Below are 20,580 nucleotides of genomic sequence, written 5' to 3'. Positions count from 1 at the left end.
ATTATTAGCAGCAACATATTATTTTCAGATTGGTAAATCATTTTTATAACAATTACTTGGATGATAGCGTAGTATATTTGTAACTAACATCTAACATTACAAGGATCTGTTATGTTTTTAGACTACTTTGCACTCGGTCTACTGATTTTCGTAGCATTAGTTATCTTTTACGGCATCATCGTTATTCACGATATTCCTTATGAAATTGCGAAAGAACGTAATCACCCTCATCAAGATGCTATTCATGTCTCAGGCTGGGTTAGCCTATTCACTTTACACACTATTTGGCCGTTCCTTTGGATTTGGGCTACGTTGTGGCGCAAAGATCGTGGCTGGGGCTTCGCTAAGCTTGAAGAAGAACAACATGATATTCATCACCGAGTCGACACTCTCATCGACCAAGTGAGTGCACTTCAGAACGAAATCGCACAGCTAAAGCAAGCGGGCACTGAGCAAAACAGCACAGAGAAACAGACAAACAACGTTCAAGATCAGGAGGCTAAGTAATGGATTTACTGCTGATAATGACCTACGCGGCGCTTTGTATTACGATTTTCAAAGTATTCAAAATCCCACTAAACAAATGGACTGTCCCCACTGCCGTACTGGGTGGTGTTGTCCTCATCGGTACTTTGATTCTATTGATGAACTACAACCACCCTTTCACACAAATCGGTAATCAAGTTTACTCAACGACACCGATTGTTTCAGGGGTTCGAGGCAAAGTCATCGAGGTTCCGGTTGAAGCAAATAAGCCTCTCAAGCAAGGGGATATACTTTTCAAAATAGACCCGATTCCTTTTGAAGCTGAAGTTGCTAAGCTGCAAGCCAAAGTAAAAGAAGCGAGTCAAGGTGCCTTAGGTCTAGAGTCGCAAGTTGGAGAAGCCGAAGCAGCCAAAATAAAAGCCATTGCAGAAAGAGATAAAGCACAACGTGAATTCTCTCGATACAAGCGAGGCTTCGAAAGTGGCGCATTTACAGAACAACAACTCGATACTCGTCGACAGGCATACAAAGCCGCAGAAGCTGCAGTGAAAGTAGCCGAAGCAAACCAACAACAAGCTCAGATCGCACTTAACTCTGAGATTGGCGGTGAGAATACAGCGGTTGCAGGCTTACTTGCTGATTTACGTAAAGCTGAATTCAATCTTGACCAAACGGTAGTAAGAGCACCAACCGATGGCTACGTAACTCAACTCGCTCTTCGTCCTGGTGTAATGGCTGTACCACTACCATTAGCGCCGGTGATGACCTTTGTTCACACTGAGGCGCAATTCTATACCGCAGCCTTTAGACAAAACTCACTACAACGCCTGCAACCTGGCTACGAAGCTGAGTTTCTATTTAGAGCACTACCAGGAAAAGTATTTAAAGGACGCATTGATGAAGTGATCCCAGCCATTGGTGAAAGCCAATTTCAAGCTCGAGGCACGCTTCTAGGTACTGACGCACTACGTACTAGCGGCCGCGTATTTGTTAAGCTGACCATCACTGATGATCTGTCTGAGTACCATTTGCCTATGGGTACTGCCGTGGAAGTGGCCGTTTATTCTGACAGCTTCACTCACGTATCTATCATGCGTAAAGTGCTTATTCGCATGAAGAGTTGGCAAAACTATCTATATCTAGACCACTAACCGTATCTAGACCACTAACTAGAGCTAGACCACTAAACGGTCGTAGATATACGACAACCCCGCTTAACACATTGTTAATATGAATCAAAAAGCCAGACTCGTTCTGGCTTTTTTGTTGCTTGATTAACCATAAAATTGCGCTTTTTACGTGATATTAATGCGTCTAGATGGAATTTTAGACATCTAGACACTTACCTTCCCTTATGGAAGGGTTCTACTGTATAATGCGCGCCTTATTTTTTATATTTGCCCAAAAAACGTTCTCATTGAGACGCATATTAATAATGGCGAATATTATGCTTTATTTTCAGTATTCGAGGTTATCTATGAACTTTTCAGCTAAAACAGTCGTCGTTATTGCTATTGGCGCGGCACTGTACGGCATTGGTGGTTTACCTATGTTTGGTGTCCCAGTGTTTGCTAACACGACATTGAAACCAGCAATGGCAGTCTTAGCACTGTTTTCTGTTTTGTTTGGCCCTATTGTTGGCTTCTTGGTTGGCTTTATCGGTCACTGGGTAACGGATTTGTTCGCAGGTTGGGGGGTATGGTTAACTTGGGTCTTAGGCTCAGGTATTGTCGGTATGGTTATCGGCTTATTCCCAATGATGACTAAGAACCGCCTTCAACAAGGCGAACTGCCAATGAAAGATTTTGCACTGTTCGTGGTACTTGCCCTTGCGGGTAACGTTGTGGGTTATGGTAGTTCTGCGTTCCTAGACACCATCCTATACGCAGAACCGTTTACTAAAGTCTTCACTCAACTGTCTATCATCGCTGCGGGCAACACTATTCTTATCGCAGTGGTAGGCTTCCTGATCCTAAAATCAGTCGCTAAACGTAACAAACAAAGCCGTAACCTGACCGAGGCATAAACGCTAATGACTATAGCATTTTCGAACTTCTCTTTTAGATATGAGTCGCTGGATAAACCGACGCTAAAAAATATCAATCTAAGGATAGAGAAAGGAGAGAAAATCGTCATTATTGGACCAAGTGGTAGTGGTAAATCTACGCTAGGTCAGTGTCTCAATGGTCTGATACCTCATGCAATTAAAGGTGAGGTATCTGGTTCTTTAGAGATCAACGGCAAGAATGTCTCTGAGTTTTCAATGCACGACTATACCGAGCAAGTAGGCACAGTATTGCAAGATACTGACAGCCAATTTGTGGGGTTAAGTATCGGTGAAGATATCGCGTTCGCATTAGAAAACCAGTTGATGTCAAACATTGATATGTACCCGTTAGTTAAATCGACAGCAAAAATGGTCGACCTAGCGGATATGCTTGAGCGCTCTCCTCATGACCTTTCAGGTGGTCAAAAACAGCGAGTATCGTTAGCAGGTATTTTAGTCGATGATGTCGATATCTTGCTGTTTGATGAGCCTTTAGCAAGCCTTGACCCTAAAACGGGCAAAGCAACGATTGAGATCATCGACCAACTTCATAAAGAAACCAACAAGACTATCGTGATTATCGAGCATCGCCTTGAGGATGTTCTGCATCGCGATATCGATCGTGTGATCTTAATGGAGCGCGGTGAAATAGTCGCGGATATGACTCCGGATGACATCTTAGCGTCCAAGTTACTTGATACGCACGGTATTCGTGAACCTCTCTACTTATCTGCACTTAAAGCAGCGAAAGCCCCTCTGACTAACGAAGATAAACTTTCAAACCTCAAAGCTTTGGATTACAAAAGATTCCGTCCAGCAGTTCAAGCTTGGTTTGCTGAGCGCCCGGCACCGGTAGCAGAGAAACAGTACCAGCCTTTGCTCGAAGTTCATGGCTTAACTTATTCTTACGACGGCGAAAAAAATGCACTCGAAGATGTGAGTTTCAAAATTGGTAAGGGTGAGTTTGTCTCGATTTTGGGCAAGAACGGTTCGGGTAAATCCACTATCACCAAACTCATCATGGGTGTGATAGATGCTGATTCAGGTTCTTCCTATCTAAATGGTCAAGACTTATCTGAACTTTCCATCTTTGAAAGAAGCCAGAAAGTCGGTGTGGTGATGCAAAACCCGAATCATATGATCTCACATCATATGATTTTTGATGAGATTGCTTTTGGTCTTCGTAACCGCGGTATGGCAGAACAACTGATCACAGAAAAAGTAGAGAACGTTCTTGAGCTTTGCGGGTTAAGTAAGTTCCGCCACTGGCCCATTGAAGCTCTGAGCTATGGTCAGAAAAAGCGTGTAACGATCGCGTCTATCTTAGTGTTGGAGCCTGAACTCCTCATCTTAGATGAGCCAACAGCAGGCCAAGACTACCGTAACTACACATCGATGCTGGCATTCATCCAAAAGCTTAACCGAGATTTGGGCATTACTGTTGTGATCATCTCACACGACATGCACTTGGTTCTAGAATACACCACACGTTCGATCGTAATCGCAGACAGTAAGTTAATTGCTAATGCAGCCATGACGGAAGTGTTTAGTCAGCCATCGCTTTTAGAACGTGCGAACCTTTGCACCACCAGCATTTATGAACTTGCGACTATGATGAAAATCGACGACACCAACGCTTTTATGCAGTACTTCATCGACGACGAGAGAAGCTCGCTATGAATGCATCAAAAGTAAAATTTGGCATCAATTACATTGATACTAAATCACCGTTACACGCACTGAACGGCATCACTAAATTTATACTTTTTCTCGCTTGGGTCACTGTGGTTTTAACTACGTTCGACCTGAGATTGATTGCGTTGCTTATTGTGACTGGTTTATTTCTTCTAAAGCTCACCAATGTGCCTGTGCGCATTTATAAGCCTTTGTTATTGGGAACGGTGAGTGTATTAAGCCTAAATGCTTTGTTCATGTATCTGCTTGCTCCACAGCAAGGTACAGAGCTCATCGGCAGCGAGACCCTATTGCTGACACTGCCGGGTAACTACTCGTTGAGCCAAGAGACTCTGTTTTATTTAATCACTGTCACGCTCAAATACATGAGTATGTTCCCGATAGCGTTAATATTCGTCTTTACCACGCACCCGACCGAGTTTGCAGCAAGCCTCAACCGTATTGGCGTTCCATACAAAATCGCCTACGCGGTCAGCTTAACACTGCGTTATTTACCTGAAGTTAAAAAAGACTTCATCAATATCATGCACGCGCAACAGGCTCGTGGCATTGAACTATCGAAGAAAGCACCTTTACTCACTCGCATCAAAAACGTTGCTAAGGTTCTAGGTCCGCTCATTTTTTCTAGCTTAGACCGTGCAGACGAGATTTCAAACGCAATGACGTTACGAGGTTTTGGCAGACATAAGTCACGGACTTGGTATAGCTATGCGCCTTTGAAACGTATCGATTATGTTTGGCTAATGGTTATCGCCTTTATCGTTGTGTTAGCGATCGTAAAGCGTGTTTTAGAACCACAATTATTCTGGTATCCATTTTAGGTTTTTCATTGAAAGCATCGCTTAAATAACGTGCTGTATAATGTTCTACTTAACGAAATTCAAGCCGTTTTAGAGTGAAAATCGAAACAAAAAAAGGGAGCCTCAGGGCTCCCTTTGTCGTCTTTGTGATCACTGACTTACTGTGATTGTTATTAGTTTAATTTGTAAAACACCGTTGAAAGTGGTGGTAAACGCAGCTCAATCGACGTGTCCAAACCTTCGCTTGCTACTGATTCAACCTTAGCAACCTGCTTCACTTCAAAACCGCTGCCTGCGTAATCAGCCGAGTCAGTATTCAGCAATAGCGAGTACTGGCCTTGGGCTGGAACACCTAGACGGAAACGCTCATGAGGAACAGGCGTAAAGTTAGAAACAACCAATACTCGTTCACCCGACTCACTAATACGTTCATGAGCTAAGATACTTGCTTCAGCAGAATCTTGTAGACGCCATTCAAAACCTTTCGGGTCGAAATCAAGATCGTGCATTGCCGCCTCAGAGCGGTATAGATTGTTCAAATCTTTCGTTAAGCGTTGAACACCTTGGTGGCGTTCATATTCCAACAAGAACCACTGCAGTTGATCATCATGATTCCATTCAGCCGTTTGACCGAATTCAGCGCCCATGAAGTTCAGCTTTTTACCCGGTTGTGCATACATGTAACCCATGTAAGCGCGTAGGTTAGCCGTTTGCTGCCACTCATCACCCGGCATCTTGTTGTGGATAGAGCCTTTACCGTAAACCACCTCATCGTGAGACAGAGACAATACGTAGTTTTCGCTGTGAGCATAAACCAACGGGAAGGTAATCGTATCGTGGTGATATTTACGGTTGATTGGATCTTCTTGAATGTAAGACAAGCTATCGTGCATCCAACCCATGTTCCACTTAAATCCGAAGCCTAAGCCACCCATAAAGGTTGGGGCTGAAACACCAGGGAAAGCCGTCGATTCTTCAGCAATCGTCATCGCATTAGGGAAGTGCTTGTAAACTTCTTCGTTCATCCACTTAAGGGTTGCGATAGCATCGTAGTTTTCGTTGCCTCCGTCTGCGTTCGGAATCCATTGATCATGGCTACGCGAATAATCGAGGTACAACATCGAAGCAACCGCATCAACACGAATACCGTCGATATGGAATTGTTCAAACCAGTACAGTGCGTTTGCAACCAAGAAACGGCGCACATGCTCTTTGCCTAAATCGTAAATATACGAGTTCCAATCTTGGTGCCAACCACGACGCGGATCTGGATCATGGAACAAAGGCGTTCCGTCAAAGTTAGCTAAGCCGTGATCATCACTAGGGAAGTGTGCTGGAACCCAATCCAGAACAACACCTAAACCAGCTTGGTGACATTGATCGACGAAGAATTTGAAGTCATCAGGAGACCCAAAACGACTCGTTGGTGCGAACAAGCCTATTGGCTGATAGCCCCAAGAACCGTAAAACGGATGCTCTGAAACCGGCATCAACTCTACATGCGTGTAACCCAAATCCGTTAAATATGGGATCAGTTCAGCAGCAAGTTCACGGTAGTTTAAGAACTCACCTTCAGCGTTACGCTTCCAAGAACCAGCGTGCAGCTCATAGAACGAAAGCGCTTCTTTACGCTTTTGTGTTACAGGGCGATTCTGCCATTGAGTATCTTGCCACTGGTAGCGAGCGTGATCGTAAGTCACAGATGAAAAAGATGGGTACTGCTCAGAGTAGAAACCCCATGGGTCAGCTTTATGTGGCAAGCCTTCGCCATCAGGACCTTTTAATTCAAACTTGTATTGTGCGCCTTCTTCCAGATCAGGAATAAATAAGCCCCACATACCATAATCTAGACGCTGCATTGGGTGGCGACGACCATCCCAAGCGTTGAAGTTACCCACCAAGCTAGCCGCTGTTGCATGCGGTGCGTACACCAAGAAACGCGTGCCTGAAATCGTCTGTCCATCACGCTCTAGCGTAATAAACTGAGCTCCCATGTGATGATACATATCTTTAGGTGTATGAAGATCCTCATAACTCGCGTACAGATCATGGTATTGGTATGGATCATCGATGATCTGCTCTACTCCATTCCAATCAACCGCAAGCTTGTAGTGAGTAAAACGTAAGTCTCTTTCTTGCTTAAGAATGAAACCACTTTCACCCTCTCGCGCTAACTTAATACGAGGTTCCTTTCCAACAATCAACTCGACTTTATCTGCCCCAGGAATCCACACTCGTAATGAACCTTGTTCAGAAGGTAAGTATGGCCCTAAAAACGCAAATGGATCTGTGAAGCAAGCCTGTGATAGTTGGGTATATATTTGTTTTTGCTTTGAAATCGAACTTAGTTCCAAAACGCTTCTCCCTAACCAAACATCCAAAAAACATAATACAAAAATGCCCGCTATTAGTGCGGGCAATATAACGACGGTTTATTCTACCAGATGAGCATTCAATATTGAGTGACCGAGGTTGTAGTTTCGTACGGCGTAAGCAAAAAACCACCTCTTTTCAAGCCACTCGACTCCATTACTTAGCTGCTTTTTCTCGTACATCAGTTAGCTTAGATGCGATACGATTCACGCCTTCATGAGCGAAGATTTCGTCCAAGTTCATTGATAGTTTACGACGCCAGTTAGGGTACTCATCGACCGTACCAGGGATGTTAACGGGCTTATCCATCTCTAGCCAATCTTCCAACTGAACACTCAGGAGTGTTGAGCCACCAGCCGCAACGTGCAACTGAAGCGCTTCAGCAAGATAAGAATCCATCGGCACTTGACTTGCATCACGCCCAACACCTTCAGGTAGGAAGCCGTGCCATGCCACTGAGTCTAAGATACCTTGCTTGCACTCCAAGCGGTTATCGAACAAAGTTTCTAGCTGTTGTGCGTCTGGGTATAAACCAATCTCTTGACCCATTTTCAAGTCATCACAGTGCCAGAAGCCGCGAAGCGTTGGCATATCGTGAGTACACAGTGCTGCCATCGATTGTGACGCGTAGTGCTTCGGAGAAATAAAACCACCGTCATTTTCTGATGTTTCGAAGAAGAAGACTTTGTAAGAATGCACGCCAGCATCAGCAAGGATGTCTACGATTTCATCCGGTACCGTGCCTAAGTCTTCACCGATAACGCTGCATTGGTAACGGTGAGATTCAAGCGCCAGAATAGACAGCATGTCTTGCACTGGGTAGTAGATGTACGCACCTTTCGTTGCGTTCTCACCCTTTGGAATCCACCACAAACGCAGCAGACCTAAAACATGGTCAATACGCAATGCACCACAGTGCTTCATGTTGGCACGAAGTAGTTTGATGTAAGCGTCGTAGCCGGTTTCTTGAAGTACTTCTGGGTTTAGTGGCGGTAAGCCCCAGTTTTGGCCTAGAGGACCAAGAATATCCGGTGGAGCACCAATGCTCGCATCCATCACTAGGTTGCCTTCATCAGCCCATGTCTCGCTGCCTGAATCTGCAACGCCTACCGCTAAGTCACGGTACAGTCCAACCGCCATGCCTTTCTCTTCAGCAAGAGACTGTGCATCGTTGATTTGGCAATCGGCTAACCATTGTAGGTACATATAGAGATGCACTTGATCTAGGTTATCTTTGATGTATTTCTGGGTCGCAGGGCTTTCAAATGTACGGAATTTCTCTGGGAATACAGGCCAGCCCCACATACCTGAATCTTCAGCATGCAGTTCACCGTGCAGAGCATCAAACGCGGCTTGATGCATCAGGCTTTCACCGCCCTCTTCAACGAACGCTAAGAACGCTTGTGCGCGGTCGCTGTTTTTGTCTAGATGACGAGTCTTAAATTCTGCGAATAGCAGAGGTAAGATGCTCATCTTCAGCTCAGACACTTCAGTGTAATTCACCCAGTGCGCTTCACGAGCTTTCTGTAGGCGCTGCTGGAACTCGGCGCTGCCTACCGTTTGTTGCGCTTCCGCGCTTAATGCGAACTCAGGAACTGAACTCACATCAATGTATAAGACGTTCAACCAACGACGTGAAGACGGGCTGTATGGGCTAGCACCTTCCGGGTTCGCAGGGAACAGTGAGTGAATTGGGTTTAGACCAACAAAGTCACCACCGCGAGACGCGATATCCGAAACAAGCTGTTTTAGGTCACCGAAATCACCAATACCCCAGTTGTGCTGAGTTCTTAGCGTGTACAGTTGAACACTTGGTCCCCAAAGCTTTTTGCCTTGCTCAATGGGTGACTGCTTGAAGCACGCTTTTGGCGTAATAATCAACGTCATCTCGTAAGGTTTCTTACGGCGCTTACGACTCACAATGAGCTTGTGATAACCCCATGCCAAATCACTTGGCAATGCAAACACTAAAGGGCCACCCTCGGCACGCTCGTCACGAACGACTTGAGATTGAAGATAGCCTTCAAGTACCTCTCCTTGCTCGGTTTCTAAGCGCCAGCTGAACTCACTTTCACGAGCACTCACACCCAGATTGAGTGTCACTTCTACTGGCTCACCGTCACGCAAGACAAGAACCGGGTCTAGTACATCTTTTCTGTGCTTTCTTTCTGCAGATTTAAGCAGTGCATCATCGCTGCTTGTATCGTAGCCCAATGAAGCCAATAGAGACGTAATCGTCTCTTCTGATACTTGTGCTTCATCGCCCCACGCACTAACGTAACTATCGGCAATATTTGCCATTTCTGCGACTTGTTTTAATACGGTCTGTTCTTTCATCGCTCTCTCCGAAAACGTTCTGACGCTTTCAATTTTTGTAGGGTTGTCTATTTAATTTTTACTAATCAATTAGCTTGTGACAATCAGTTTGTAAGCATTGCTATCTGAATAAGCCGTCTATTTGCTCACAAGCTAATTGAGCCAAGGCAGAAACTGCCTTGGCTACTTTGCAACTATTAACGGTTAACCGCTTCAAGTTTCCAGATGTTGTTCACGTAGTCGCGAATTGAGCGGTCTGATGTGAACTTACCAACCAATGCCGTGTTAAGAATCGCTTTCTTAGCCCAGCCTGCTTGGTCTTTGTATTGCGTACCCATGTCTTCGTGCGCTTTCACATAAGATGCGAAGTCAGCAAGACATAGGTAAGGGTCACCACCGTCTAGTAGGCTATCAAACGTTGCACGTAGAAGACCTGGTTGACCTGGAGTGAACTCATCGCCAGTCAGTAGATCTAGAGATGCTTTCAATAGTGGGTCTGCATTGTAGTAATCGTATGGGTTGTAACCCTGAGCTTTCAGTGCAACAACACCGTCAACTTCTAGGCCGAAGATGTAGATGTTTTCATCACCAACTTCTTCACGAATCTCAACGTTTGCACCATCCATCGTACCGATAGTTAGAGCGCCGTTTAGAGCCATCTTCATGTTGCCCGTACCTGAAGCTTCTTTACCAGCTAATGAGATTTGCTGAGAAACGTCTGCTGCAGGGATGATGATTTCAGCCATGCTTACACGGTAGTCAGGGATGAATACCACTTTAAGCTTGTTACCGATGCGAGGATCGTTGTTGATCTTCTCTGCAATCTTGTTAACCGCGAAGATGATTTCTTTTGCTAGGTGGTAACCCGGTGCTGCTTTCGCTGCGAAGAAACATACGCGTGGCTCACACTCGAAACCAGGTTCGTTAAGAATACGGTGGTACAGAGACAGAATGTGTAGCAAATCTAGGTGCTGACGCTTGTATTCGTGCAGACGCTTAATTTGAACGTCGAAGATAGCGTTAGTATCTAGCTCGATACCCATATTCTCTTGAACCCAATCCGCAAGACGCTGTTTGTTTTCTTTCTTAACAGCCATAAATTCTTTTTGGAATTTCGCGTCTGTTGCAAACTTAGCGATGCCTTCTAGCTGCTCAAGTTTTGCTGGCCACTCAGAGCCAATCTTACCTGTGATTAGATTAGATAGACCTGGGTTACAGAACTTCAACCAACGACGTGGCGTGATGCCGTTCGTTACGTTAGTCAGTTTACCTGGGAAGATTTCGTTGAACTCTGGGAACAAGTCTTTCTTAACAAGTTGAGAGTGAAGTGCCGCTACACCATTTACTTTGTAAGAACCAATCACACATAGGTTTGCCATGCGAACCATGCGGTGGAAACCTTCTTGGATGATAGAAAGCTTCGCTTGTTTCTCACCGTCACCAGGCCACATCTTGCGAACTTCTTGCATGAAGCGGTGGTTGATTTCAAAAATGATTTCCATGTGACGTGGAAGAAGACGGTTGATCAGCGATTCAGACCAAGTCTCTAGCGCTTCTGGAAGTAGTGTGTGGTTCGTGTAAGCGAACGTATGTGCACTGATTTCCCATGCTTGATCCCAAGATAGACCTTTCTCGTCGATTAGGATGCGCATTAGCTCAGGAATCGCAATCGTTGGGTGCGTATCGTTCAGCTGAATCGTTTCTTGCTTAGGCAGATCTTCTAGAGAGAAACCTGCGGCTTCGTGGCGGCGTAGAATATCGCGAACTGACGCTGCTGAGTGGAAGTACTGCTGCATTAGACGCAGTGTCTTACCTTTCTCGTGGTTGTCGTTCGGGTAAAGTACTTTAGTGATGTTACCTGCATCGATTAGCGAGTGTTGCGCTTCGAAGTAATCACCGTTGTTAAAGCTTGCTAGTGAGAATGGTGCAATTGCCTGACATTCCCAAAGACGCAATGGATAAACCGTGTTTGACTCGTAACCTACGATAGGTAGATCCCAAGGCATTGCTTTTACTTCCATACCTGGAACCCAAGTACGAACTTCTTTACCGTCGATGAATTCAACTTCTACATGACCGTAAAAACCAATGTGTTGTGCTAGCTCTGGACGAGCGACTTCCCATGGGTAACCTTCAACACCACGCCATGCGTCTGGTGCTTCTTGTTGACGACCATCTTGGAAAGACTGTTTGAATAGGCCGTATTCGTAGTGAAGACCGTAGCCTACTGTTGGGTACTCTTGTGCAGCACAAGAATCCATAAAACAAGCAGCAAGACGACCAAGACCACCATTACCTAGCGATGGGTCGCGTTCTTCTTCTAGAAGGTCAGTTAGGTTTTGGCCTAGCTCTTCCATTGCATGAGTAATCTGTTCGTACAGCCCCATGCTGATCAGGTTGTTACCTGTTAGACGACCAATCAAAAACTCTAATGAAAGGTAGTTAACGCTCTTCGCGTTTTTGATTTTTTCATCATTTTCAGTTTCTAGCAGGTCAAATGTTGTCAATTCTGCTAGCGCACGCCCCATCGCTAGGTACCATGCGCGGCTATCTGCGTTTTCAATCGTTGTTGCGTAAGTTGCAGATAAATGCTTTTTAACGCTTTCTTGGAACGACACTTTATCGAAAGTTTTTTGCTGAGTTGGTTTCATTTCAGAAATCTCGCTTTTAATAGTTCTAATTCATCTGTGACATATCGTGCATGGTCACCATTAACTAAACATCCTCCCGTTAATACGACTAACTAGGAGTAGATGAGAGGGCGTAGGGGGCGTACCGATGTAAGGTTAGTGATCTGACTCTCATGTTCTAACTTCGAACAAAAAGTTGGAGTGACTAAGATCACAAGCTCCCGTTCGATAACTTAACGTTAATTGATGTGAGTTTTATTTAACCGGAATAAACTGATTAGCAAATCTGAGTTTGAGATCACGAAATTATTTTCCATATCTCATCTTTTGCATAAATCTCAGTGTAAGACCGAACAAAGTCACATTCACAAACCACCACGCAACGTGAGCAAAGTCTCAAATTAAGGGCGTAGAAAGCCAAAAACATGCAAGACCGCAAGGTTTCTGAGGAGAATCATAGTCGGTGCCATTTTTCTTCACGTAACATAAGCACAGACTTAAGTAATTAGGCAGATGTGATTGGGCAACTCTTTTACGGTTTTAGAATCCCCAAAACATACGCCACGGAATAGGTGAAAAACTTCGACATGTGGATCCCTTCGAAACTGACTCGTCCCGGCCGCTTACATAATGCAATCCTACGACCTAGGGTTCTCGATCTGCTCCAGAACGCAGATTGCTATAAGCTTGTATTGTTCCGTTCTCCTGCGGGCTATGGCAAGACCACCATGGCTGCACAGTGGCTGTTAGATAAGCCGAATGTGGGTTGGTACAGCATCGATGATAGTGACAACGATGCCTTCCGTTTTATCAACTACCTACTCCAATCACTCAATAAAGCGACTCAAAATTCCTGTCCCAATGCCCAAAAACTGGCAGAGAAACGACAGTTTTCATCGCTGCATTCTTTATTGAGCGAAGTATTCGCCGAGATGTCGGACTATCATCATGAATGTTTTCTTGTTTTAGACGACTACCATTTAGTCAACAATGATGACATTCAAGAAGCAATGCGCTTTTTCCTCAAACACATGCCCGACAATCTTACGCTGGTTGTAACCAGTCGTGGTACCCCCCCCCTAGGTACGGCAAACCTTCGCGTTCGAGACTTAATGATCGAATTAGGTAATGACTCGCTGGCTTTTGATACCGAAGAGACGACGCGCTTTTTTAATCAGCGTGTTGCCGATGGTATTGATGACACAACGGCAGACAGTATTTGTACCTATGTAGAGGGTTGGCCTTCTGCACTTCAACTTATTGCGCTGCAAGCCCAACATCAAAAACGCACGCTGGCGCAGTCTGCTGAGTCCTTCTCCCACTTTAATCAAGCCCATCTTTGGGACTACTTGGTTGAAGAGGTTTTCGACCTGTTAGACAAAGAAACTCGACAGTTCTTGATGCAGTGTTCAGTGCTTGACCACTTCAACGACGAACTGGTTTGTGCGCTAACACAGCGTGAAGACGCACTGGGTATGATCGAATCATTAAATCGATTCGGTTTATTCATCTACCCGCTTGAAGGCGAAAAGAACTGGTATCGTTTCCATAACCTGTTTGGTGAATTTTTGGCACATGAGCGTCAAGCTCGAATCCCTCAACAAGAAGCAGAGTTGCACCGAAGTGCCGCGAAGGCGTGGATTAAACAAGACACACCACACCAAGCACTACGCCATGCACAGCGCGCTGAAGACCCAGAACTGATCATTCAAATACTGACAGACCACGGTTGGCCGATGTTCAACCAAGGCGAGCTTTCCTCGTTAGAGATGGCGATCAAGCAACTGACTACGGATCAACTTTACAGCGACCCTAAACTGTCCATGTTACGAGCTTGGCTAGCACAAAGTCAGCACCGCTACGAACAAGTAGGGACATTATTGGAAGAGGCTGAAACACAATATCAAGCTCGAAATATTGAACTCGATACTCAACAACAAGGGCAATACAACGCCCTGCGCGCGCAAGTTGCTATTAACAGCAATGAACCTGAAAAAGCCTTGGAATTGGCAGAGCTTTCGCTAAGTCAGCTGAACACCACCGTTTATCGTAGCCGAATTGTCGCCACGTCTGTTGTTGGTGAAGTCAATCACGTAATGGGCAACTTGAGCCGTGCACTGCCGATGATGCAGCAAACAGAAAAACTTGCACGCCAGTATCAAGTTTACCACCAAGCGCTTTGGGCAATTCTACAACAGAGCGAGATCTTAATTGCACAGGGTTACGTTCAAGCGGCATTCGAGCTGCAAGACAGTGCGTTCAAATTGATCGAAGAACACCAGCTAAAATACGTGCCTCTGCATGAATTCTTACTGCGTGTTAGAGCTCAAATATTCTGGTGTTGGAACCGATTAGATGAAGCGGAAGAGTGCTGTTACAAAGGCTTGGATATCCTTGGTCACCATTCACCAAGTAAGCACCTTCACAGCTATTCAATGCTGGCTCGTATTTCACTGAGTCGCGGTGAAATTGATAAAGCATCTAAGTTTATCGACCAAATTCAGCACCTATTGCGTCAATCGACTTACCACGTGGACTGGACGGCGAACGCTTCTCTTTCTTTGATTCTTTTTTGGCAAGTAAAAGGCAATAAAGAGGCGATACGTGATTGGTTGAATGTGGCTGTTCGACCTGAATCGGCAAGCAACCACTTCTGCCAACTGCAATGGAGAAACATCGTTCGCGCTCACATCATTCTTGAGCAGTATGAAGAAGCGGAAGAAGCGCTGACTTTCCTTAAGAGTGAAGCTCAGCGTTCACATCTGATTACAGACACCAACCGAAACTTGATCGTTGAAGCCGTGTTACGTACACAAATTAACGATGAAGACAGCGCACGCGTGCTACTTGAAGAAGCGCTTCATATGACTAACCAAACCGGTATGGTCGGCAACTTCTTAGTAGACGGCGGGACTATCGGACATATCTTGGATAAGTTGAGTAACAAGCCTGGCTTAGGTGACTTAGAACGCCATCGCGCTCAACAGATCATGAAAGATATCTCGACCACCCAACGCAGCCGCTCGGTTCACTTTGATGAAGACTTTGTCGAAAACTTAGTCAATCACCCAAACATTCCTGAACTTGTGCGCACAAGCCCACTCACCCAGCGTGAATGGCAAGTACTTGGTTTGATCTATTCAGGGTTCAGTAACGAGCAGATCGCTCAAGAACTCGATGTCGCAGGTACCACCATCAAGACTCACATCCGTAACCTTTACCAAAAACTAAACATTGCTAACCGTAAAGAAGCGATCAGCACAGCGGAGAATTTACTGCAGTTGATGGGGTACTAAACGATTCGAGATTGATTCGAGATTGATTCGAGATTGATTCGAGATTGATTCGAGATTGATTCGAGATTGATTCGAGAAAAGCTTAAGCTAGTTGCCTATGGTGACTGGCTTTTTTTTCGTTTGGAGCATGGGGTTAATAGCAGATAGCTGATCATAAAGAGCCAAACGACAGACAAAAAAATAGCCAACCGCAATAATCGCGATTGGCTCTATATATTTGTGAACAAATCATAAGTTCACTAACAACGTCAGTTGGCTAGGTGACCCTCGGCTTAAGAAGGGTCAATGTATATAATGCAGTTAGCGTGCCAACTTTAATTCAGCCATTTTATAAGCCCTGCATCGCATAAAAACCTCTAATTCATGATGCGAATTGCAAAGTGCATTTGCATAATGCAACCAAGATGCAATATCGATAGAAAACAGGTTTCACTGCCGCCGATAATAATAAGACACCAAGCAGTTGTATTTTAAATGTAAGGCAGATGTTCACATCAACGTATTGCCTTACAATTAAAGAGGTAATAAAGCACCTCGCCAAAGGCATATTCATACTTTTTTTACACTAAAGTTTGTATACTGCACAAAATCATCCTCAACTCTATGAAGCAATGAACTACTTAAGTACTTTTTTCAAAGGCATGGCAATGGGCTCAGCAGACGTTGTTCCTGGCGTGTCGGGCGGAACCATCGCATTCATCACTGGTATCTACGATACGCTGCTAGAAAGCATTCGCAGAATTAACCCTAGCGTACTTGGCTTATGGAAACGCGAAGGCTTCAAAGCCGCGTTTAATCACATCAATGGTTTCTTCCTAATTTCACTGTTCGCGGGCGTATTCACGAGCATTACGACATTCGCAAAATTGATTTCTTGGTTATTAGTCACCCACCCTGTTCCACTGTGGTCTTTCTTCTTCGGCCTGATCTTGGTGTCGGTTTTCCATATTCTTAAGCAAGTAGAGAAACGCGATATGATTCGCTTCGTGTTTTTGCTGCTTGGCGTTGCTTTCGCTTATAGCATTACCGTGCTTAAACCGCTGCAAATGGAGCCAACCAGCATCAACGTATTGATTGCGGGTGCGATTGCTATCTGCGCGATGATTTTACCCGGTATCTCAGGAAGCTTCATTCTGCTATTAATTGGTATGTACGGCCCGGTACTTGGTGCCGTTAAAGAGTTTCAGGTCGATGTACTTGCGCTATTCCTTGCGGGCTGTGTGATCGGACTGCTGACTTTCTCACATGTACTGTCTTGGCTATTGCGCTCATTCCGCGACTTCACATTAGTATTCTTGACTGGTTTGATGATCGGTACACTGCCGAAGATTTGGCCGTGGAAAGAAACGATCAGCTGGCGTACAAACTCTAAAGGTGAGCAAGTTCCTCTGATTCAAGAAAACTTGTCACCGTTTGATTTTGAAGCCGTCACTTCTCAACCTTCACAGCTAGTAATGGCTATTGTGATGATGCTTGTAGCGATTGCTCTGGTCCTTGGGTTAGAGAAATTTGCAGAGCGCAACGCTGACTGATCATTCTATCCATTCTCAAGCGTATTCAGAACGGATAGAACTTAGAAAGACTAAGCTCATGAACCTATGACACAGACAAAAGCGAAGCCAATGGCTTCGCTTTTTTAGTTCTACCATACGCACAAAATTACTTTTTGATACAAGCACATATTGAGGGATATGATAACATCGCCGCTCTTATAAAATTAGATGAGAACACGACATGCACTCTGCATTAAAGGTTGCTGCTCTTGGGATCGCTCTCGTGGCAGGCTTTTATGGGCCGCAAGCAATTCAGCAATTTGAATCAGCGATGGAGCGAGCCTCTGCTGAGGTTAACTTAGATGATTACTGCATGCTTTCCACCACATCGTGTGAGCAAAATACAGTTACGATGACACTTGATCGCGAGACGGCTCAACCTCTGGCTCCCACCAAAATCAAAGTAGTGTGGGAAGGCGCAGCCTCTGACACATTAATGCTGTCGCTTACAGGTTTAGAGATGGAAATGGGCTCGGCACGTTTTCAATTAAAAAACATTGGCAATAATACCTATGAAGGTGATGTGATTTTACCTGTATGTACTTTAGACAAGATGACATGGATCGGTGAGCTCACTGATGGTGTCGATACTGTAAATCCGGCAATAAGGATGGCAAGATGAGTAGAAATTGGTCGTTAGCATTGGTTGTCGCTTTTGTCCTTGGCTTTGGCGTTAAAAGTTATCTTGATGGGCAAAACGAAGCTCAAAAACAACACGCGGCAAAACAACAATTCTCCGCAACAACCCTTTTCGGCAAAGATAACCAGCCAACTGAAATCTTTGACCAAACCGATGACAGAATTCGTATCGTTTATTTTGGTTTCACACGTTGCCCAGATGTGTGCCCTACTTCTCTAGCAATGTTAGCCGGAGCACTTAACCAGATTTCTGATGAAGCAAAAGCCAAGATTCGCCCGATGTTTGTTTCTCTCGATCCGGAACGTGATGCCGCTGAAGCCTCATACGAATACGCACAATACTTCCACCCAATGATGGAAGGATTAAGTGGCCCGTTAGATGTGACAACAACGCTTGCACACAACTTCGGTGTTATTTTTAGAAAGACCAAGCTTGAAGGTTCAGAGTTGGAATACACCCTAGACCACAGCTCATATTTCTATTTTTTAAAACCCGATGGCACGCTGATTACCAAAGTGCCGCATACGTTAACGCCAGCGCCAATTGTTGAAGCTATTAACACATTAACGCGCTAACGTACCAAGTCATCAGCGACGAGAAACAACGTGTACAAAAATAAAGAACTTAACGAATAAAGTTCGAACAAAAAGTCAGGTCCCAGACCCAAACAAAAAATTAAGGACAACAACATGAAGTTAAAAGCACTTGCTCTAGCAGGCTTATTGCTCACTCCTCTTGCTCAAGCGAATAACGACATTATGGTTCATGACGCGTACGCGCGCGCAACCCCGCCTTCAGCAGTGAACAGCGCGGTATTCACGACTCTGATGAACCATAGCGATAAAGATCGCGCTATTGTTTCTGCAACAACACCAGCAGCAGGAAAGGTTGAACTTCATGATGTTATCGTTGATGGCGACGTAATGAAGATGCGTCAAGTTAAAGCGATCACCATCCCTGCAAATGGTAAAGCTGTACTTAAACCAGGTAGCTTACACATCATGTTGTTTGACTTAAAAAGTAGCCTAAAAGAAGGTGAACAAATCAAAATGACACTGACCTTCGCAAACGGTGAAACACTGACCTTTGATGCGCCAGTGAAGAAAGTGATGAGCGGCATGAAAAAGATGAATCACGATCATCATTAATCTAATTCACAATCGATGAAATAATTTTAGCCACGATGACTTCTCGCCATCGTGGCTTTTTGCTAAACTGAGCTCGCTTTTTATTCAAAGCCCGACCACATTAATAACCAAGGAGAATAGAAGATGATTGTAATGAAGACACTAAAGCTGGCAGTAAAAGTAACGCGTTAACTTGTTTGGTTAATCCAACTTAAATACCGATCGACCAACTTATCGTCCCCCTTTGACGACCGCACACTTTTACCCGGTTTACTATTGATCGTAAGTGATCAATTCCTGCATGCCTGTAAAGCATGACTCAATCCGGGGTCCTATCTATTTGAATTCGACCCAAACTCAAAACATTTTTGACGCTCGACGCTTTTAATCTCAGCAACGCTTTTTGGTCTCATTAACTCTTTTGGTCTCATCGACAAATTGAGATCTCACAAGACGTTGATGCTCTCATAAGACGTTGATGCTCTCATAAGACTTTAATGCTCTCACAAGAAAAGAAAGCTCGCACGTCTGGGTAAATAGACATGAATTCACAAAACACATTTTCTCATCCAATGTCACTTTAACAACTTGGATGGCAACCTGTATTCCAACAACAACTGACACTCGAAGACTATGACCAATCCGTCATTGCTCGTATTACCGCGCACCATCGCAGCGGCTATACACTAGCGTCAGAACAAGGCGAAATCGTTCTCCCTATCCATCAAAACCAACCCGCAATGACGGTTGGCGACTGGGTAATCTTGAACTCTGAACTGCAATTCGGCCGTTTATTAGGCCGTCAATCACTCTTCAGCCGTAAAGCTGCAGGTAGCCGTGTCGCCGAACAATATATCTCAGCTAACATCGACACGGTTTTTATCGTGGTTTCGTTAAATAACGACTTTAATCTAAGCCGTATTGAACGCTATCTAGCGCTCGCCAACGAAGCGCAGGTTGAAGCGCAGGTTGAAGCGGTTATCGTCCTCACCAAGAAAGACTTGTGTGACGACTACGAAGATAAAGTACAACAAGTGCAAAGCTTAGATTCTATGCAGATGATCGAAGCTGTGAATAGCCTAGACCAAGACTCAACTCAAGTTTTGTCGCCTTGGTGTAAAACGGGCAAGACTGTGGCTTTAATGGGTTCATCCGGTGTGGGTAAATCTACCTTAGTCAATTCATTACTTGGTGAGGCTGAACAAGCCACAGGTGGCATTCGTGAAGACGATAGCAAAGGCCGACACACAACCACATCACGATCGCTCCACCTGCTAACATCGGGCGGCTTACTACTCGATACTCCAGGAATGCGAGAGCTACAACTTGCTGACTGCGCTGAAGGCGTGAGTGAAACCTTTTCTGATGTCGAAGAGTTAGCCATGCATTGCCGATTCTCTGATTGTCATCATGAATCAGAACCGGGGTGCAAGATACGCAAGGCGATTGAAAGTGGAGAATTGTCTGAGCGACGATTTGCTAACTATCGAAAGTTATTGCGAGAACAAGCCCGAAATGGCGCCTCGTTAGCGGAACAACGCGCCAGCAATAAGCAGCTTTCCAAGATGTACAAAACCGTACAATCAGAAGGCCGCAATCTTAAAAAAGCGTCTGACT

At 44.8% G+C, this 20,580-nt stretch carries 14 protein-coding genes; 11 read left to right on the top strand and 3 right to left on the bottom strand.

The window, feature by feature from the left end:
* The first annotated feature begins 111 nt into the window (after positions 1-111).
* The 5 genes from AB6D80_RS12425 to AB6D80_RS12405 all read left to right on the top strand — a co-directional run bounded on the left by AB6D80_RS12425 (position 112) and on the right by AB6D80_RS12405 (position 5,049).
* The gene (locus AB6D80_RS12425; RefSeq protein ID WP_009845835.1) at positions 112-507 is read left to right on the top strand and encodes a DUF3302 domain-containing protein; all 396 of its coding nucleotides are present in this window, start codon (positions 112-114) and stop codon (positions 505-507) included.
* Positions 507-1,637 (top strand): HlyD family secretion protein, encoded by a 1,131-nt coding sequence (locus AB6D80_RS12420; RefSeq protein WP_017096246.1) that lies wholly within the window; start codon positions 507-509, stop codon positions 1,635-1,637. The genes AB6D80_RS12425 and AB6D80_RS12420 overlap by 1 nt, the downstream gene beginning before the upstream one ends.
* Before the next feature lie 326 nt (positions 1,638-1,963).
* The gene (locus AB6D80_RS12415; RefSeq protein WP_009845837.1) at positions 1,964-2,512 is read left to right on the top strand and encodes an ECF-type riboflavin transporter substrate-binding protein; all 549 of its coding nucleotides are present in this window, start codon (positions 1,964-1,966) and stop codon (positions 2,510-2,512) included.
* A 6-nt stretch (positions 2,513-2,518) separates the two neighbouring features.
* The gene (locus AB6D80_RS12410; RefSeq protein ID WP_372188644.1) at positions 2,519-4,213 is read left to right on the top strand and encodes an ABC transporter ATP-binding protein; all 1,695 of its coding nucleotides are present in this window, start codon (positions 2,519-2,521) and stop codon (positions 4,211-4,213) included.
* Complete coding sequence (locus AB6D80_RS12405) at positions 4,210-5,049, top strand: energy-coupling factor transporter transmembrane protein EcfT (RefSeq protein ID WP_372188642.1); 840 nt, start codon at positions 4,210-4,212, stop codon at positions 5,047-5,049. The genes AB6D80_RS12410 and AB6D80_RS12405 overlap by 4 nt, the downstream gene beginning before the upstream one ends.
* Before the next feature lie 152 nt (positions 5,050-5,201).
* Here the strand turns inward: AB6D80_RS12405 and glgB are convergent, their stop codons facing one another.
* The 3 genes from glgB to AB6D80_RS12390 form a co-directional block, all read right to left on the bottom strand.
* The gene (glgB, locus tag AB6D80_RS12400; protein ID WP_372188640.1) at positions 5,202-7,382 is read right to left on the bottom strand and encodes a 1,4-alpha-glucan branching protein GlgB; all 2,181 of its coding nucleotides are present in this window, start codon (positions 7,380-7,382) and stop codon (positions 5,202-5,204) included.
* Between the two features lie 175 nt (positions 7,383-7,557).
* Complete coding sequence (malQ, locus tag AB6D80_RS12395; protein WP_017096249.1) at positions 7,558-9,738, bottom strand: 4-alpha-glucanotransferase; 2,181 nt, start codon at positions 9,736-9,738, stop codon at positions 7,558-7,560.
* A 176-nt stretch (positions 9,739-9,914) separates the two neighbouring features.
* Complete coding sequence (locus AB6D80_RS12390; RefSeq protein WP_009845842.1) at positions 9,915-12,368, bottom strand: glycogen/starch/alpha-glucan phosphorylase; 2,454 nt, start codon at positions 12,366-12,368, stop codon at positions 9,915-9,917.
* A 566-nt stretch (positions 12,369-12,934) separates the two neighbouring features.
* Between AB6D80_RS12390 and malT the strand changes: the two genes are divergently transcribed.
* The 6 genes from malT to rsgA form a co-directional block, all read left to right on the top strand.
* On the top strand, positions 12,935-15,643 hold the full coding sequence (gene malT / locus AB6D80_RS12385) for an HTH-type transcriptional regulator MalT (RefSeq protein ID WP_029223176.1): 2,709 nt from the start codon (positions 12,935-12,937) through the stop codon (positions 15,641-15,643).
* 611 nt (positions 15,644-16,254) lie between these two features.
* Complete coding sequence (locus AB6D80_RS12380; RefSeq protein WP_032499237.1) at positions 16,255-17,175, top strand: DUF368 domain-containing protein; 921 nt, start codon at positions 16,255-16,257, stop codon at positions 17,173-17,175.
* A gap of 202 nt (positions 17,176-17,377) precedes the next feature.
* Complete coding sequence (locus AB6D80_RS12375) at positions 17,378-17,818, top strand: hypothetical protein (RefSeq protein WP_009845845.1); 441 nt, start codon at positions 17,378-17,380, stop codon at positions 17,816-17,818.
* On the top strand, positions 17,815-18,411 hold the full coding sequence (locus tag AB6D80_RS12370; protein ID WP_372188638.1) for an SCO family protein: 597 nt from the start codon (positions 17,815-17,817) through the stop codon (positions 18,409-18,411). Before AB6D80_RS12375 ends, AB6D80_RS12370 begins: the two co-directional genes overlap by 4 nt.
* Before the next feature lie 114 nt (positions 18,412-18,525).
* Positions 18,526-18,984, top strand: coding sequence for a copper chaperone PCu(A)C (locus tag AB6D80_RS12365; RefSeq protein WP_017104297.1), 459 nt, complete (start codon positions 18,526-18,528; stop codon positions 18,982-18,984).
* Between the two features lie 596 nt (positions 18,985-19,580).
* Positions 19,581-20,580: ribosome small subunit-dependent GTPase A (gene rsgA, locus AB6D80_RS12360; protein ID WP_372188648.1), on the top strand; the 1,000-nt coding region annotated here is incomplete at its 3' end.

The organism is Vibrio sp. 10N.247.310.17, from assembly GCF_041466605.1.
GTDB classification, from domain to species: Bacteria; Pseudomonadota; Gammaproteobacteria; order Enterobacterales; family Vibrionaceae; genus Vibrio; species Vibrio tasmaniensis_A.
This window is presented reverse-complemented; position numbering and strand designations above follow the sequence as displayed.